14 protein-coding genes are annotated in these 15956 nt (G+C 44.9%); 10 read left to right on the top strand and 4 right to left on the bottom strand.

From position 1 onward, the window contains the following. Positions 1-20: 20 nt before the first annotated feature. A complete protein-coding gene (locus ACOJS8_RS25095; protein WP_420151305.1) occupies positions 21-2468 on the bottom strand; it encodes a penicillin acylase family protein in 2448 nt (815 codons plus the stop codon). Between the two features lie 185 nt (positions 2469-2653). Between ACOJS8_RS25095 and ACOJS8_RS25090 the strand changes: the two genes are divergently transcribed. From ACOJS8_RS25090 to ACOJS8_RS25080, 3 genes are all read left to right on the top strand, one after another. Beyond that, positions 2654-3535: a glycerophosphodiester phosphodiesterase family protein gene (locus ACOJS8_RS25090; protein ID WP_420151304.1), complete on the top strand. Its 882-nt coding sequence runs from the start codon at positions 2654-2656 to the stop codon at positions 3533-3535. A 73-nt stretch (positions 3536-3608) separates the two neighbouring features. Beyond that, a complete protein-coding gene (locus tag ACOJS8_RS25085; protein ID WP_420151303.1) occupies positions 3609-5132 on the top strand; it encodes a GH3 auxin-responsive promoter family protein in 1524 nt (507 codons plus the stop codon). Positions 5133-5291: 159 nt separating this feature from the next. Beyond that, positions 5292-6533 (top strand): 4-hydroxy-3-methylbut-2-enyl diphosphate reductase, encoded by a 1242-nt coding sequence (locus ACOJS8_RS25080; RefSeq protein WP_420151302.1) that lies wholly within the window; start codon positions 5292-5294, stop codon positions 6531-6533. 53 nt (positions 6534-6586) lie between these two features. Here the strand turns inward: ACOJS8_RS25080 and ACOJS8_RS25075 are convergent, their stop codons facing one another. Then, on the bottom strand, positions 6587-8299 hold the full coding sequence (locus ACOJS8_RS25075) for a family 10 glycosylhydrolase (RefSeq protein ID WP_420151301.1): 1713 nt from the start codon (positions 8297-8299) through the stop codon (positions 6587-6589). A 404-nt stretch (positions 8300-8703) separates the two neighbouring features. On the opposite strand from ACOJS8_RS25075, the gene ACOJS8_RS25070 reads away from it, so the two are divergent. Then, positions 8704-9174, top strand: a complete 471-nt coding sequence (locus ACOJS8_RS25070; RefSeq protein WP_420151300.1) for an Lrp/AsnC family transcriptional regulator — start codon at positions 8704-8706, stop codon at positions 9172-9174. 81 nt (positions 9175-9255) lie between these two features. On the opposite strand, the gene ACOJS8_RS25065 is transcribed toward ACOJS8_RS25070, so the two are convergent. Then, positions 9256-10470, bottom strand: coding sequence for a tetratricopeptide repeat protein (locus tag ACOJS8_RS25065; protein ID WP_420151299.1), 1215 nt, complete (start codon positions 10468-10470; stop codon positions 9256-9258). A gap of 132 nt (positions 10471-10602) precedes the next feature. Between ACOJS8_RS25065 and hpt the strand changes: the two genes are divergently transcribed. After that, a complete protein-coding gene (gene hpt / locus ACOJS8_RS25060; RefSeq protein WP_420151298.1) occupies positions 10603-11130 on the top strand; it encodes a hypoxanthine phosphoribosyltransferase in 528 nt (175 codons plus the stop codon). On the opposite strand, the gene ACOJS8_RS25055 is transcribed toward hpt, so the two are convergent. Further along, positions 11131-12351, bottom strand: coding sequence for an NADH-quinone oxidoreductase subunit D (locus tag ACOJS8_RS25055; protein WP_420151297.1), 1221 nt, complete (start codon positions 12349-12351; stop codon positions 11131-11133). A 160-nt stretch (positions 12352-12511) separates the two neighbouring features. Here ACOJS8_RS25055 and rpmG point away from each other — a divergent pair, with 160 nt between their 5' ends. From rpmG to rimO, 5 genes are all read left to right on the top strand, one after another. Further along, a complete protein-coding gene (gene rpmG / locus ACOJS8_RS25050) occupies positions 12512-12697 on the top strand; it encodes a 50S ribosomal protein L33 (RefSeq protein ID WP_012929817.1) in 186 nt (61 codons plus the stop codon). Between the two features lie 75 nt (positions 12698-12772). Further along, the gene (locus ACOJS8_RS25045; protein WP_420151296.1) at positions 12773-12928 is read left to right on the top strand and encodes a DUF4295 domain-containing protein; all 156 of its coding nucleotides are present in this window, start codon (positions 12773-12775) and stop codon (positions 12926-12928) included. 175 nt (positions 12929-13103) lie between these two features. After that, positions 13104-14060 carry a signal recognition particle-docking protein FtsY gene (ftsY, locus tag ACOJS8_RS25040; protein WP_420151295.1) on the top strand — a complete coding sequence of 319 codons (957 nt, stop codon included), beginning with the start codon at positions 13104-13106 and terminating at the stop codon, positions 14058-14060. After that, positions 14057-14557, top strand: a complete 501-nt coding sequence (locus tag ACOJS8_RS25035; RefSeq protein WP_420151294.1) for a hypothetical protein — start codon at positions 14057-14059, stop codon at positions 14555-14557. The genes ftsY and ACOJS8_RS25035 overlap by 4 nt, the downstream gene beginning before the upstream one ends. 78 nt (positions 14558-14635) lie before the next feature. Continuing rightward, positions 14636-15946, top strand: coding sequence for a 30S ribosomal protein S12 methylthiotransferase RimO (gene rimO / locus ACOJS8_RS25030; RefSeq protein ID WP_420151293.1), 1311 nt, complete (start codon positions 14636-14638; stop codon positions 15944-15946). Positions 15947-15956: the final 10 nt, after the last annotated feature.

The raw sequence follows: 15956 nt of genomic DNA, 5'->3' as shown, positions 1-15956 counted from the left end.
TTTATGATTGTTCAGCTACGTTACTTTAACGTCATTTTCCAGCTAATCCGATTATTCTTTTCCTGTGCTGACTGTAGGTAAAGTAATTCGTTCAGTTGCCCTTTTTTCCAGGTTTCAATCATGTTTTGGTAATAGGGGCTCCCCGGATTACCTGACTGCCCGCCGGGATAAACGCCATATGCTTTCGGTTGTGGACCTAACGCAACAACCATTCGCCACGATGGCCCAGATCGTTCATTGGTTGCATTCACGATTACGTTCCCCCCGCCTACGTCGAGATCGAGTACGCTGAAAGCATCGACTCCGGGTAATAGATGACGTATATCTGTACCTTTATGCATACCCCAGGCCCAGCTCTTTCCAACAGGACCATGCTTTTTGGTTAGCGTATCGCAGGCTGATTGGAAACTTTGGCTCAATAAATAGGGTAAATGTTCACGTGCCGGTGTTTTAACGTTATTAAACCAACGTGAGCCCGAGTCGCGTTGCATCAGGGTTAGTGTCCGGTCAAACGATGGAAACCGCATCGGTATCGTATCACCTCCATCGAATTCATCGGACCAGACGGCTTTCATGAACTGGTTCATCCATTCTGTAAAAATGGTTGGTCCAACTTCTCCGGCATCGTTGTTACGTTGCCATTGCCGAAGTATTTGCGAAGCTTTGCGCTGCTCCTGACTCAGTCCCTTTTCTGACAGAATTGGCAAAATAACAGGCAACACATCAGCAGCTCTAAGATTATACGTATCATTCTGAAGCTGGCGCAGACTGTCAGCAGTAGCTCCTCTCATAGCGGCAAGACGCTGGTTGATTCGATGCCCGCGCTCGTAGGGAGCAAACTGCCAATTTAAGTAATATGGGTACGTCGGATCAGTAGAGAACTGATTTGCAGAACTAACAAAACCGCGGGGAGGGTTTTTCACAAGCGGGTTCTGATCAGCAGGAATATAGCCATGCCAGTCATTCAACGGGTTAGTCCCGTCCAGCAGAAATTTACCCTGATCTTTCCATTTTAGCGGAAAACGCCCGTTGGGCGAAATCGCTATGTCATTTTCGTTATCAGCGAAGATAAAGTTCTGCGCAGGCGCTACGTAGTAAGCCAGTGCTTTTCGGTAATCACTAAAATTTTTTGCGCGATTCAGCAGATAAAAGCAGCGCATTTCATTCGACGGCTCATGTGCAATCCATCGAGCGGCATACCCTGTCGGAATAGTTGGCCGAAAGGGCTTTGCACCCGGCTCATAAACCAGTGGTCCATGATGCGTATAATATACCGTATCGATTACATCGGATTTTCCTTTAACCCGAATGGTTTCAATACGTTGTCGGACAGGTTTCCATTGATTATTGTGCCAGTATTGCCGGCGTGACGCATCCCGAAAACGAATCGCATAAAAGTCGAGCACATCCGCTGCTACGTTCGTAACTCCCCAGGCCACATCTTTATTAAAGCCTATAATGATATTGGGTGCGCCCGGTAATGAGGCTCCATACGCGTTTACCGTTGGCGAAACTAATTGGATCTGATACCAGATAGACGGTAAGCTTAGCGTTAAGTGAGGATCGTTCGCCAGAATCGGATGGCCAGTGGCTGATTTTTGTGCCCCAACGGCCCAGTTGTTAGAGCCGATATCTGGATTAGCCCGATTAGGAAGCGTACTAAATCCAGGTGCGGAAAGAGCAATCAGATTAGAAAGTGCACTGTCTTTAGGCGGATTCGGTACTGGTAGCGGTTTAAAGTCCCACTTTGTGCCGACCGGGATAATTGGATCTTCATGAACAGGATAATCCGGGAATAAGTCCGTGGTGATCGCTTTGCCGTATTTTCTTAAAATATTCGTCATCAACAAATCATCAGCGCCACCGGCTAATGTGCTGCTCATCTGTTTAAGTAGAAGTGCACATTTGAGTGGTGTCCATGGCTCTGGACCGTAGCCTAATAATTTATATTCGATGGGATATTGTGCGGGGGTAAGTTGTTCGATCCAGGCATTAACGCCAGCTGTGTAGGCTTTAAGAGCTTCTCGCGTCATGGGATCACTCTCCATCCCTTTCAGTGTTTGTTCTGCCCCATAGACCATTCCCAAATGGCGATTGAACCGGTCCAGCTCAAGCGCCTTGTCGCCCACGAGTTCGGAAACACGTCCTGCGGCTGCATGTGTCTGAAATTCCATTTGCCAAAGTCGATCACGGGCTGTCAAGTAACCCTGAGCAAAGTAAAGATCATGGTCATTCTGGGCGAACACGTGCGGAACAGCCATATCATCAAATACGACTGTAACAGGTGATTGTGTACCCTTCACGGTTATAGTCTCATCGGTATTATTAATTGATTCAGCATTTTGCCAGAACCCGACAAATGGACTTAACAAGGGTCCCAAAGCAGGAATCCCGCCCCAGGGACGATTTAATGCCCAGATAAGTACAACAGTTAGCACTGAAACGATAACAGCCTTTGCGTAACGCATAATGGAAAAATATACGTAGTGAACCCGAATGCAAATTCAACGTGTATGTATTGTAAGAGAAGCATTTACCCAGAGTTTTTAGCATCTTCTCCCAAATACAGCTTACTTATTCTATAGAGGCTGATATATAGAGAATTTTACTTGAAAAGCAGCAGTATTTTTGCACATCAGATCTTTAAGTCTATATGCGTCTCGCTGTATCGTTGCTTTCTATAGCCAGTCTCGGCTTTGCTCAACCCGGTTTCGATCTGGAAGGCCATCGAGGTTGTCGGGGTCTAATGCCCGAAAATACTATTCCAGCTTTTATGAAAGCGATCGATTTGGGGGTTAATACGCTGGAAATGGACGTAGTGATCAGTAAAGACAGCCAAGTTGTTGTTTCGCACGATTTCTTTTTCAGTGCAGACTTTAGTATACGCCCCAATGGGAAACCGATTGATAAACGGACCCAGAAACGTTTGCTACTATATCAGATGAATTACGATGAGATCAAACAATACGATGTAGGTTCAGGCGGCAATCCTAAATATCCGGAACAACAGAAACACAAAGCTTATAAGCCGCTGCTTAGTGAAGTTATTGACAAGGTCGAAGCGTATCGCAAAGCCCAAAACCTACCAACGTTTTCCTACAATATTGAAATTAAAAGCGATCCTTCAGAATACAATATAAGTCAACCCGAACCAGCGGCCTTCTGCGATCTAGTTCAGGCAGTTATTCAGGCAAAACTATCTCCAGAGCGAGTAATTATTCAAAGCTTCGACTTTACAGTTCTAAAGTATTGGAAGCAGCAGATCGACGCCAACAAGTATCCTAAAATCAGGCTATCGGCTTTAGTCACGAATCTACGTAGCCCAGAGAAAAATGTAGAGAAACTCGGCTTCATGCCGGATATATACAGTCCTTACTATCGTTTCATAAATCAGAAAAAGATTTCCCGTTTGCATGCGCAACGTATTCAGGTTATCCCCTGGACGGTAAATAAACAAAAGGATATGAAACGCTTAAAAATGTGGGGTGTTGACGGTTTAATAACTGACTACCCAGATCGGGCAATCGGTTTGTAAAAACTAATTACTACTTTCGTGAGTTTCCAGAACTAATCAATCCAACAAGCTTGGGTGATGCGCATGTGGCTTTATGACATTGCTTAACACCACACTAAAATGGCTCTTACAAAGGCGGTTGCCACGTATTGAAGCAATGATGCAACACCCTGGTGTGGTGCAACACAAGGTCTTTACGCAGCTCATTCGTGCCGGTAAACGTACGGAATGGGGACGGAAGCACGCCTACAAATCTATCCAGAGCATTCGCGATTTTCAGCAACAAGTACCCGTATCGAGCTACGAAGATCTTTTTCCGTATATCGAGCGTGTTATGAAAGGCGAGAATAAGGTTCTCTGGCCATCACCCGTTCGCTGGTTTTCAAAGTCATCGGGCACCACCAACGCACGTAGCAAATTTATTCCGGTCACAACCGAGTCCCTTGACGAAAGCCATTTCAAGGGGGGTAAGGATATGATGGCCCTGTACATCATGAACAACCCTGATAGTCGGGCTTTTGAGGGAAAAGGCCTTTCTATTGGCGGTAGTCTCCACGCAAATCCGTATAGCACAAACAGTGCCGCTGGTGATGTATCGGCCGTCGTGATGAAAAACTTACCTAGCTGGGCCCAATACATTCGCACGCCCTCTATCGAAGTGGCTCTGATGGATGAATGGGAAGCGAAACTGGAGCGAATGGCTGAGATTACCTCGCAGGAGAACGTAACAAGTATGCTGGGTGTGCCAACCTGGGGTTTGGTTTTAATCGACAAGATCCTGGCTCGAACCGGGAAATCAAATATTCTGGAAGTCTGGCCGAATTTTGAGGTAATGATGCACGGCGCGGTGAACTTTCAGCCCTACCGAGAGCTATTTCAGCAACAGGTGTTTCCCTCGAAATCGGTTCGCTATCAGGAAGTGTATAATGCATCGGAAGGTTTTTTTGCCATTCAGGATGATCTGAAACGAGTGGGAGAAATGCTGCTCATGCTCGATTATGGCATTTTTTACGAATTTGTACCGATGGCAGAAGCGGATCAGGCTTTTCCCAAAGCTCTGACCATCGATGAAGTTGAACTAGATAAAAATTATGCCCTCGTTGTGTCGACGAACGGTGGACTGTGGCGTTATAAAGTTGGCGACACGGTTCGTTTTACATCGCTCTATCCTCATCGACTGAGAGTTAGTGGCCGAACGAAGCATTTTATCAACGCTTTTGGTGAAGAGGTTATCGTTGAAAATGCAGAAACAGCTATTACGCGTGCCTGCCAGGCTACAGGCGCCGTTATCACCGACTACACCGCCGGACCAATTTATATGGGAAACGGCGCCAGCGGTTGCCATGAATGGGTCATTGAGTTCGCGCATGAGCCCAGCAGCCAGCCACAGTTCAACCAGATATTAGACGAAACACTACGTCAGATAAATTCTGACTACGACGCCAAACGATACAACGATTTAGTGTTAAAACGCCCTCGTATTCACGTAGTACAGCCCGGTACGTTCTACGCCTGGATGAAACAGAGAGGAAAATTAGGCGGTCAGCATAAAGTACCCAGACTAGCTAATTCACGCGAATATCTAGACGATATTCTTGGTCAGGTACTTGAATTATAGGACTATAACGCTCTGATGCTCAGAATCAGCCCAAACTCTGCCTGTTCAGAATAACAACTAACTTTGTATCGAACGAAGCGGTTACGCTGGCTGTTTATTAATAGAAAGCGCTATAAAACCTTTATTAATAGCTTTGTTCGGTTACTTCTTTTTGGGCTAATGAAATCTTTCGATATACCTGACTATTACCGTAGTAGCATAATTACCCCTCTGAAAGAATTTCGGCGAAAACGGGATAAACTAAAGCGGGATTTCACGCCTACCATGCTCGACTTCGGGCCTGTGCGGTTATTGATTGCCCGTCATTTTGGTTTTTGTTATGGAGTCGAAAATGCCGTTGAAATTGCTTATAAGGCGATCGCAGAAAACCCGGGCAAACGAATATTTTTGCTTAGCGAAATGATTCATAATCCCGACGTCAACGCTGATTTACAAGAACGTGGCGTACGGTTCATTATGGATACAAGCGGTCGTCAAATCACGCCGTGGACTGACCTTCATCCCGAAGATGTGATTATTATCCCCGCATTTGGAACAACGCTAGAAACTCAAAATCAACTGGCAAAGCTGGGACTAGACGTAGCAAAATATGATACAACTTGCCCATTTGTAGAAAAAGTATGGAATAAAGCTAGTCAGATTGGTCAGAAGAATTATACCGTTGTCGTACACGGAAAGCCCAGCCACGAAGAGACCCGTGCTACGTTCTCGCACAGCAAAGAAGCAGCTCCGACGGTTGTGGTTAAAGACATGTCTCAGGCTCAGCGGCTAGAAAAGTATATTACTGGTGAGTTACCAATTGAGCAATTCTATACGGAGTTCTTAGGACAATATTCTGAAGGATTCGATGCGACTCGAGACTTACAACGTATTGGTGTCGTGAATCAAACCACCATGCTGGCCTCTGATACGCAGGGAATTGCCGATTATTTGAAGCAAGCGATGATTCAAAAATATGCTCTATCGGGCGATGAGGTCGAGAATCATTTTGCCAATACCCGCGATACGCTCTGTTACGCAACAAATGACAATCAGGATGCAACGTATGCATTACTGACGTATCCGGCTGATTTTGCAATTGTGGCCGGCGGTTATAATTCCTCAAATACATCCCATATCGTTGAACTCTGTGAGGCTAAACTTCCTACGTACTTTATCGAATCAGAGCAAAAAATTCTGTCAGATAAACTAATTCGGCACTTTGACGGGCATGCTAAACAGGAGATTGTCACAGAAAATTTCATTCCTGAAAATCGGCCAGTGACAATAGCGCTTACCTGCGGAGCTTCTTGTCCGGACGCCGTTGTAGAAGGCATCTTGCTTAAGCTTGTTAGCTTTTTCCCCGATGCACGTACTGTTCATGACGTAGTTGGTGACGTAATGGAAACGAGCAACTCTTAGTCTGTTCAGGAGGGAAAAATCCAAGGGAGTGGCTGGTTGCTGTCATTACGTTCTCATTGCACTCTCACAGTTATTTCCCGGCTTTCATTGTGCAACTGATCCAGCGCGGTAATGGCGTACACGTACTTCTTTTTAGGGTTGGCTAGTTTATCCAGAAAGCGTGTCGTTGATCCGCCTACACATTTTGCTACGATACAGCGAGGGTCATTTAGACGAATCCGGGGCCGCTGTCCTTCAAACCGATACACGAGATACGTAGCAGCTCCATCACCATCGCGAGCTTCGGATGGTTTCTGCCAGACAAGTTCAACACCGTCAGGTGTAACTGCCGCCTTCAAATCATAAGGTGGTAGTGGCGGAATACTATCCAGCCAGGGCATTGTAGGAACCAGGGCCAGATGCCGGTAAAAGTTTGTTTGTAGCGAATCATTGATAGCCATTGGATTAGCTTTCAGGTTCCTGGCGCTGAAAAATACGCTACCCAACACCGTCTTCTGCTGACGATTATATCGCATCTGATCGGAAAATTCAGTGGGCCGCCACCAACCCGGATCACGTTCAGAGCCACGCCCAACTCGATATGCTCCGTGGCCAATATACAATTGACAAGTGCTATTCGTACAGTTACGTGTCCACCAATCGACTAGCGTCTTATAAGGGGCACGCTCAAATTCGGAGCTGAAATAAAGCTGTGGAACAATGTAATCGATCAGTCCTTCGCGTACCCATTTGCGGGTATCAGCGTAAATGTCGTAGTATGACTGCCCACCCCTGGTAGCCGAGCCTTCAGGATCGCTGACCTGGTTTTTCCAGATGCCAAATGGACTAATCCCAAACTTCACCCAGGCCTTGTTCGCCCGGACAGAATCCCGTAATTCGGCAACAAGTTTGTTTACATTATCCCGTCGCCAATCGCCTTTATTCTTTATACCGTTAGAATAAGCCCGGTACGTACTGTCGTCCCGTAGCGTCTGACCAGCCTCTGCATACGGATAAAAGTAATCGTCGAAATGAATACCGTCTACATCGTACTCGCGCACTACGTTCGCAACAATGCCAGCAATGTATGATCGAACAGCTGGTATACCGAGATTGAACAGTTTACGTCCACCATAGGTGAGCATCCACTCCGGTTTTCGATGTATGATATTAGTTGGCGCTATGTTCGAATATTTGCTATAAGTTGCCCGATCCAGATTAAACCAGGCATGAAACTCCAGACCGCGCTGGTGAGCCTGATCAATCATAAATTCTAATGGATCATAAAAAGGTGCCGGCGCCAGGCCCTGTTGTCCGGTAAGCCACTCTGACCACGGTTCTGAACTTTTTGCGTAAAAGGCATCGGCCGCTGATCGGACTTGCACTACCACAGCGTTCAGGCCTATTACCTGATACTGATCAAACATCGAGACAATCTCACGCTGCTGATCAGCCACAGGTAATCCTTTTCGGCTCGGCCAGTCCAAATTATCGATAGTGGCAATCCAAACGGCCCTAAACTCCCGTTTAGGGGGAGGTGGTGTCAAATCAGTGATTTCGTCAAATTCCAACGTATCGACCGGAATAGGCGCCGGCGTTGGAATGGCCGGCTTGGGTGGAGCTGTATTAACCGGAAGATTTGGTTTATTCTCAACTGGTTTTGCGGGCACTGGCCTGCTTACTGGTGGCCGGGTGGGTGTTCGTTGAGTAACTACTGGTTCATTCCGGCGGCAACTATTGCCTCCCAAAGCGGTAAGGACCAAAAAAAAGTACGCAATTGAACGCATTCACAAAACAGATTAATCAACAAAAATAAAGATAGTCCGGTACACGCGAAAAAGTTATTTTATGAATCAGGCCGTTTTCAAGCCTTACTGTTTCAAGAGAAATCAAGGCTTATAACGGCCAATAACGTTCTTGTACTGAAAGCAACTTGTTACTTATTGCCTGTGCGTTCGTAAGAATAACGCGCTGTTGGTAGGTTTTCGCTCATTAAAAAAAGTTTGACAAATAATAAAGCAATTTGGTACCTAGTAGAATTTACTAAATATTGTGCCGAATAATACGTTAATACACAGAGTTTGTTTTGCCTTTCGTGAAATTTCACACTTTTTTAAGAATTTTCTATCGTAAAACATGATAACTTTGTAAATTCTTGTAATCAAGCTTTAACAGATCACTTCATAAATATATGTCGAGCCATAAGTTAGATCAGATAGATCGCAACGTATTAGAAATACTACAGGCTAATGCTAAAATCACCAACGCTCAGCTTTCCAAAGAAATTGGTCTTTCGCCTGCGCCAACTCTGGAGCGTGTAAAAAAACTGGAAACGTCGGGGATTATCCAGAGCTATCATGCTCAGTTGAGCCGGGAGAAAATCGGCTTAGGGGTTACTACGTTTGTAATGGTTACGCTCGTAGGACACAAAAAAGATACGACTATGTCGTTTGTGGATAGGATAAACGAGATTCCTGAAATCATTGAATGCCATCACATCACAGGCTCGGGCGACTTTTTATTGAAAGTGATTTCCAAAGATATATCAACGTATCAGGCGTTGATGCTTGACGTCATTAACGAGATTGATGAAGTGGCTAACACGCAGACGATGGTAATCATGTCTACGTTTAAAGAAAGCAAGGTACTACCCATCCCCTGATTGTTATAGAAAGAATAATAGCCCAGGAATAGCTATATTTAGTCAGCTTTATTCCTGGGCTATTCTTCTTTTTATATCGCTTTATTTCCGCTTCCGGCGTTCCTCTCTGCGTGTTTTTTTCGCGTCATCCAGTGCTTTTTTTGCCTCTTTATACTGGCTGGATTTCCGGTCTGCTTTGTCCATAACTTCCTTGAAGTAGGTTTGAGCGAGATCGTAGTTTTTTTCTTCAGTAGCTATTTTCGCTAAACCCAGCACGGAAGACCAATAATAGCCCGCATTTGTGGCATTGGTTTGCTTGGCAAAATCGACGGATAGCTGATAGTACTTCTTCGCTTCCGGCAGATTCTTATAGAACAAGTGATTGGTGTAAGCAAGTATATAGGCCGCTGTCCGTCCGCTTACGCCTTCATAACCCGACTGGCTCCGCTCTATCTTAGCCAGCATATCTTTAGAAATACGTTCAGCTTCGTTCAAACGACCCGTAACAAAGGCTGAACGAGCGTAATAACGCTCAAAGAATGGATTATCAGGATATTGCTCATGCATGTATTTCGACATTTCATACGCTTTATCGTACTGATTTTCCATACTGTAAATCTGAACCAGAAAATAACGGGCTTCCACACGGGTGTAAAAAGCGGTATTTGCTGTCTTTTCCAGTTCTTTAATACCTCTAGTTTTGTTCCCTTTGGGAAAAAACATCAGAATCGGCTTTAGCAATGGATAATTTTCTGGTATCCACTGCGCATAGAAGTCATACATTCCATCACCAAAGAGCAATTCAGGGCTGAAATCGGCATTTCCTTTGCATTTCTCGAAATATTTGAGGGCATTTTTACCCGCAAAAGTGGCTTTCGTCCATTTTTTCCGCTCAGAATACAATCGGCTTTTAAAGGCATAGGCAGCGGCCAGAAAAAAGGCGGGTTCAAGCTTGTTGTCGCTTTCATCGTAAAGTTTTTCACCTAACGTAATGGTCGTATCCATAAGCGCCAGGCAACGGTCGTCGTAATCCGTTACGTCCGTGTTGGGAACAATCTTCCACCATTCTGCCAAGCCCATTAAAAAATAAGGCATTGGGTGCTTGGGATACCGGACCCGTAGCCATCGAAACTCCTTGTCGGCATCGTAAAACTTGTAATTATACATCAAATTGATAGCCTCTGCCGACTCAATTTGAACGCCAGGATGTTTCAGAAGACCATCATATTTTTTATCAAAAGCCGACGGATCGTAAAGCTGAGCTTGTGCTATAGAAGCCAATCCAATCAGCCATACCGTCAACAATATGTTCTTCATTTGTTAAAAAGTGCTTGTAGTAGTATATCAACGCAAACCGAGAGCAGACCGTTTGCCAATGCGTATTTTTCACGTAATTTTTTGTCCGCTAGACTCTTGACGGCGTATCTTTGACACCCTGAAGATGCCAAAATGATTACAATCAGAGACAAAAACTTCGTCCCGCTTATTGAAGCCGACGCCATTCAGGCGCGGATTCAGGAGTTAGCCAAACAAATTAATCAGGAGTACGCTGGTAAGCAGCCGTTATTGGTAGTTGTTTTAAATGGCGCGTTCTTGTTTGCCGCTGACCTTGCTAAACATTTAACAATTCCCTGCGAAATCACGTTTCTTCGTGTTTCCTCTTACAAAGGCACGGAGTCGACCGGTCAGTTGAAAGAAATCCTGGGGCTGACGGAGTCCATAACTGGTCGGGACTTAATTGTGATTGAAGATATTGTCGATACGGGTAAAACGCTCCACGACATATACAACCAGCTTCAGACTCACAACCCTACGTCGGTAGCCATTGCTACGTTGCTGTACAAGCCAGCAGCCCTACAAGAACCCATTGACTTGCACTACGTAGGCTTCGAGATTGAAAATAAATTTGTTTTGGGCTACGGACTTGATTATGACGGTCTAGGGCGAAATACGCCCGATATTCTGGTATTGGAATAATTACCGATCTACTTCTCCCATCACTACGTCAATAGAGCCAATAATAGCTACTAAATCGGCTAGCATAGCACCCTGACTGATTTCGCCTATAACTGACAAATTGTGAAAACAACATGACCGTGCCTTGCAACGTACCGGTACGTCAGACTTACCATCAGTGCGAAAAAAAAAGCCAAGCTCCCCTTTTGCACTCTCCGCCCGAGCATAGAAATCCATTGCCTTCGGCCGGATTTTCTTAGGAACTACAGCCTGAGGATCGTAATCGCGCGTACGGCGATAATTACCTGTAAGTTGATCCAGACATTGCTCGACAATGTGAATTGACTCATGGCATTCCAGTACACGAACATTATTACGATCCCAACAGTCGCCTACAGTACCCATCTGCCCTTGTCCGATGGGTATTTCAAAGTCAAGCTCGGGATAAACAGAGTAACCATCCACCCGTCGAAGATCATACCGCAGGCCCGAACCACGTAGCATTGGGCCTGTACAGCCGTAGTCAATAGCTACAGACAGCGGTAGTACGCCAACATTCGCAGTACGTTTTACAAAAATCTCGTTTTCGATAACCAGTTGCTGTAATTCAACCAGTTTAGGTTTCAGGTACGTAATAAATTCTCGACAGCGCTCTTCAAAGCCCACCGGAAGGTCATAAAATAATCCGCCAACCCAAATGTAATTGTAAAGCATACGTGCCCCACTGACCCATTCCAGCAAACGCTGAATGTGTTCACGGTCGCGCATAAGCCACAAAAAAGGCGTATAGGCACCAATGTCAAGAGCATACGTACCGATTCCAACAAAGTGAGCTGCAATACGATTTAGTTCAGCCACCAGCACACGAATGTATTCAGTACGTTTTGGAATGTCATCCTGAATACCAAGCATTCGCTCCACGCCCATAACAAACGCGTGTTCAGAATTCATAGCAGCCAAATAATCGAGTCGATCTACAAACGGAATCGTCTGATTAAACGGGAGCATTTGCGCGTGCTTCTCAAAACACCGGTGTAAATAGCCCAAATGCGGTACTACATCGACAATAATTTCGCCATCAGTAACAACCTCAAGACGTAGTACTCCGTGAGTAGATGGGTGCTGAGGGCCCATATTCAGAATCATTTCTCCCTCAGCCAGCATATCGGGCCGGTACAGTCCAGGTTCTGATGCCCGGAAATGGCCGGGTGCGTATTCGTATTGAATTGTTTGCGTAGTCATCGGAACACCAAAGGTCGAAACCGGAAGGCGAAAGTCAACGCTTCTTTTTTATTTCCAACGTAACAACCTCAAAAATCATTACTTTTTACTGATACACAGTTTGCTAAATAAAACATTTTGCGTACCTTTGCGCTCCTTATCGAGAAAACAGACTTTAGCAATGGCAAAGAAAGGCGCCAATAGAATCCAGGTTATTCTGGAGTGCACCGAGCAAAAAGACAGCGGTGTTCCCGGCATGTCCCGGTACATCACCACGAAAAACCGGAAGAACACGCCGGCTCGTATCGAACGGAAGAAGTATAACCCGTTCCTGAAGAAAGTAACGCTTCATAAAGAAATTAAATAATCAGTCAATAGTTGTTAGTCAATAGCTATTAAATTGCTATCGATTAACGCATGACTACTAACGATTATATAAACAATGGCTAAAAAGGTAGTTGCAACCCTGAAAACGAAGGACAACGGTAAATCGTTTGCGAAGATTATCAAAGCCGTTAAGTCGCCTAAAACTGGCGCTTACACCTTCAAAGAAGAAATGGTCCCGGTTGATGAAGTACAGGCTGCGCTGAAAGCTTAAGCTTTGATGCCATCAACTTTCTGTGTAAAAGCATAAGTCCCACAGCCTTAATCGGTTTGTGGGACTTTTTTTTATCAAAAATCGGTTAGGTCTGTTAGTGAGTCTGTTAATCAGGGGTTTTCTGTAAACCAAACGTAGCATATTCACTAACTGGCCACATTCACTAACTCTTCACATGGCTTTATTCGGTTTTTTCTCGAAAGAAAAGAAAGAAACGCTCGACAAGGGCTTGGAGAAAACAAAAGATAATTTCTTTTCTAAACTCGGCCGAGCGGTCGTCGGCAAATCGATCGTCGACGAAGAAGTTCTGGACGAACTGGAAAATGTTTTGGTTTCGTCAGACGTAGGTGTCGAAACAACCGTTAAAATCATCAAACGGATTGAAGAGCGAGTTGCCCGCGATAAATACATGGGTACAGATGAGCTGGACCGTATTCTACGTGAAGAAATTGCTGCCCTGCTATCTGATAATAATACAACTGATGTAGGCGATGATTTTGCGTTGCCGGCTAACAAAAAACCATACGTAATTATGGTTGTGGGCGTTAATGGCGTAGGCAAAACAACGACGATTGGTAAGCTTGCTGCCCAGTTTCATAAGCGGGGTAACAAAGTTGTACTGGGAGCTGGTGATACGTTCCGGGCAGCCGCCGTTGACCAGCTCAAGCTTTGGGGCGATCGCGTAGGCGTGCCGGTCATCTCACATGGGATGAATACTGACCCATCAGCAGTTGCCTTCGACGCGGTAAAGAGAGCCGCTGAAACCAGCGCTGATGTAGTAATTATCGATACCGCTGGACGGCTCCATACGAAAGTTAATCTGATGAATGAGCTGACCAAAATAAAACGGGTGATGCAAAAATTCACTCCCGATGCTCCTCACGAAGTATTGCTTGTGCTTGATGGTTCAACAGGTCAGAATGCGTTTATCCAAGCTACTGAGTTTACCAAAGCAACCGAAGTGACCTCACTGGCTATTACCAAGTTAGATGGTACGGCAAAAGGTGGCGTTGTTATTGGCATCTCAGACCAATTCAAGATTCCGGTTAAGTATATTGGTGTTGGCGAAAAAATAGACGATCTGCAAACATTTAATAAGATGGAATTTGTTGATTCGTTTTTTAAGAAATGATAACGCGTTTATTTAAAAGGCATGGCAAATTCCTGTGGCTAAGCACTTTATGCCTGTTTATCGCCAGTTTAGGATATGCTCAGAAACCCGTTCGTAAGAAGGCGGCAAAGAACATACCTGCGCAGGGAATATGTGGGACAGTGATCCTGAAACAGGGAAATTTTATGCCTGGTCCCGATAAGCCAGCCCGTAAAGGCCAGCCCATCGAACGGGAAGTGCTGGTATTTCCTTTGTTGAATATAAGTCAGGTTGAACAAGGAGAAAGTGGCTTTATTACATCTGTTCGGGAAGCAAAACCTGTTAAAACTGTCAAATCTGACAAAAATGGAAAGTTTTGCGTAAGCCTGCCTATCGGCAGATACTCCATAATTATACAGGAGCCTAAAGGCTTATATGCGAATCTATCTGATAGCCAGAATAATATATTTCCTGTTAACGTAACAAAAAACCGTCGATCAGACATAAGAGTCGAAATTTCGCATCAGGCGGTATTTTAAATAATGCGAACCATTCACTACAGTGGTGAAGTTTCGCTCTGAATAGCAAGATCGCAGGTACAAACCTGCGTTAGTTAGATGAAAACCAAAGGAATACGAACAAATAAAATAAATATTGTTACGCTTGGTTGCTCGAAAAATCTAGTCGATTCGGAGGTGCTATTTACGCAGCTTAAGGGCAATGGTATGGACGTAACGCATGAGTCGAAGAAAGATGACGCGAATATTGTTGTCATTAATACTTGCGGCTTTATAGACAATGCCAAAGAGGAATCCATTAATACGATTCTGCGCTACGTTGATGCGAAAGATGCAGGTGTAGTTGATAAAGTTTATGTAACGGGCTGTTTATCACACCGATACAAAGACGAATTGGAAGTTGAACTACCGACTGTTGACGCGTGGTTTGGTACGAACGAGATGCCTCGTTTACTAAAAACGCTACGTGCCGACTACAAGCATGAATTGGTTGGTGAGCGGCTACTTACGACTCCTTCGCATTACGCTTATCTCAAAATTGCTGAAGGTTGCGACCGCCCCTGTTCGTTTTGCGCCATTCCGCTTATGCGTGGCAACCACGTATCGCGTTCCATTGAGGATTTATTGACAGAAGCTAAATCATTGGCTCGGCGTGGCACGAAAGAACTAATCTTAATTGCGCAGGACCTAACGTATTACGGTCTGGATCTTTATAAAAAGCGTAACCTCGCTGACCTTATCAATCAGCTTGCCGATGTTGAAGGAATTGATTGGATTCGGCTGCAGTACGCATATCCATCTGGCTTCCCGCTGGATGTATTAGACGTAATGCGCAATCGGCCAAACGTCTGCAACTACCTGGATATGCCGTTACAGACGGGTTCGACAGAATTGTTGAAAATCATGCGACGGGGTATTACGCGTGAGAAAACGGAAGCTCTGATTTATACGATTCGGGAGAAAGTACCGGATATTACGTTGCGCACAACATTGATTGTAGGACATCCCGGCGAAACTGACGCTATGTTCGAAGAAACGTACGACTTCGTTGAAAGAATGCATTTCGATCGGATGGGCGTTTTCACATACTCCCACGAAGAAAACACGCATTCTTTTTCAATGGCCGATGATATTCCGGCCGAAGTAAAGCAGGAACGGGCCGATGAGCTCATGGAACTTCAGCAAGGTATATCTCAGGAGCTTAATCAGCAGAAAATGGGTAATACGTACAAAGTTCTGTTTGATCGCAAAGAAGGAGGGTATTTTATTGGACGTACTGAAGCTGACTCGCCTGAAGTTGATAATGAAGTTTTGGTATCAGCTAGTCAGTACGTTCGGCTGGGCGATTTTGCTAACGTTAGAATTAACCGTGCTGAAGACTTCGATTTATACGGAGACGTAGTTTCCTGAATTTTATAAA

The organism is Spirosoma sp. (assembly GCF_048594605.1).
In the GTDB taxonomy this organism is placed as follows: Bacteria; Bacteroidota; Bacteroidia; order Cytophagales; family Spirosomataceae; genus Spirosoma.
Note: the sequence above shows the minus strand (reverse complement) of the source record. Positions and strands in the feature narration are given on the sequence as shown.

Bases quoted from the DNA above. Each gene is read 5' to 3' on its own strand.
- ACOJS8_RS25045 (WP_420151296.1), top strand. From the start codon at position 12,773: ATGGCTAAAAAGGTAGTTGCAACCCTGAAAACGAAGGACAACGGTAAA.
- ACOJS8_RS25055 (WP_420151297.1), bottom strand. From the start codon at position 12,351: ATGACTACGCAAACAATTCAATACGAATACGCACCCGGCCATTTCCGG.
- ACOJS8_RS25035 (WP_420151294.1), top strand. From the start codon at position 14,057: ATGATAACGCGTTTATTTAAAAGGCATGGCAAATTCCTGTGGCTAAGC.
- ftsY (WP_420151295.1), top strand. From the start codon at position 13,104: ATGGCTTTATTCGGTTTTTTCTCGAAAGAAAAGAAAGAAACGCTCGAC.
- ACOJS8_RS25080 (WP_420151302.1), top strand. From the start codon at position 5,292: ATGAAATCTTTCGATATACCTGACTATTACCGTAGTAGCATAATTACC.
- ACOJS8_RS25070 (WP_420151300.1), top strand. From the start codon at position 8,704: ATGTCGAGCCATAAGTTAGATCAGATAGATCGCAACGTATTAGAAATA.
- ACOJS8_RS25090 (WP_420151304.1), top strand. From the start codon at position 2,654: ATGCGTCTCGCTGTATCGTTGCTTTCTATAGCCAGTCTCGGCTTTGCT.
- ACOJS8_RS25085 (WP_420151303.1), top strand. From the start codon at position 3,609: ATGACATTGCTTAACACCACACTAAAATGGCTCTTACAAAGGCGGTTG.
- ACOJS8_RS25095 (WP_420151305.1), bottom strand. From the start codon at position 2,468: ATGCGTTACGCAAAGGCTGTTATCGTTTCAGTGCTAACTGTTGTACTT.
- rimO (WP_420151293.1), top strand. From the start codon at position 14,636: ATGAAAACCAAAGGAATACGAACAAATAAAATAAATATTGTTACGCTT.
- ACOJS8_RS25065 (WP_420151299.1), bottom strand. From the start codon at position 10,470: ATGAAGAACATATTGTTGACGGTATGGCTGATTGGATTGGCTTCTATA.
- rpmG (WP_012929817.1), top strand. From the start codon at position 12,512: ATGGCAAAGAAAGGCGCCAATAGAATCCAGGTTATTCTGGAGTGCACC.
- ACOJS8_RS25075 (WP_420151301.1), bottom strand. From the start codon at position 8,299: ATGCGTTCAATTGCGTACTTTTTTTTGGTCCTTACCGCTTTGGGAGGC.
- hpt (WP_420151298.1), top strand. From the start codon at position 10,603: ATGATTACAATCAGAGACAAAAACTTCGTCCCGCTTATTGAAGCCGAC.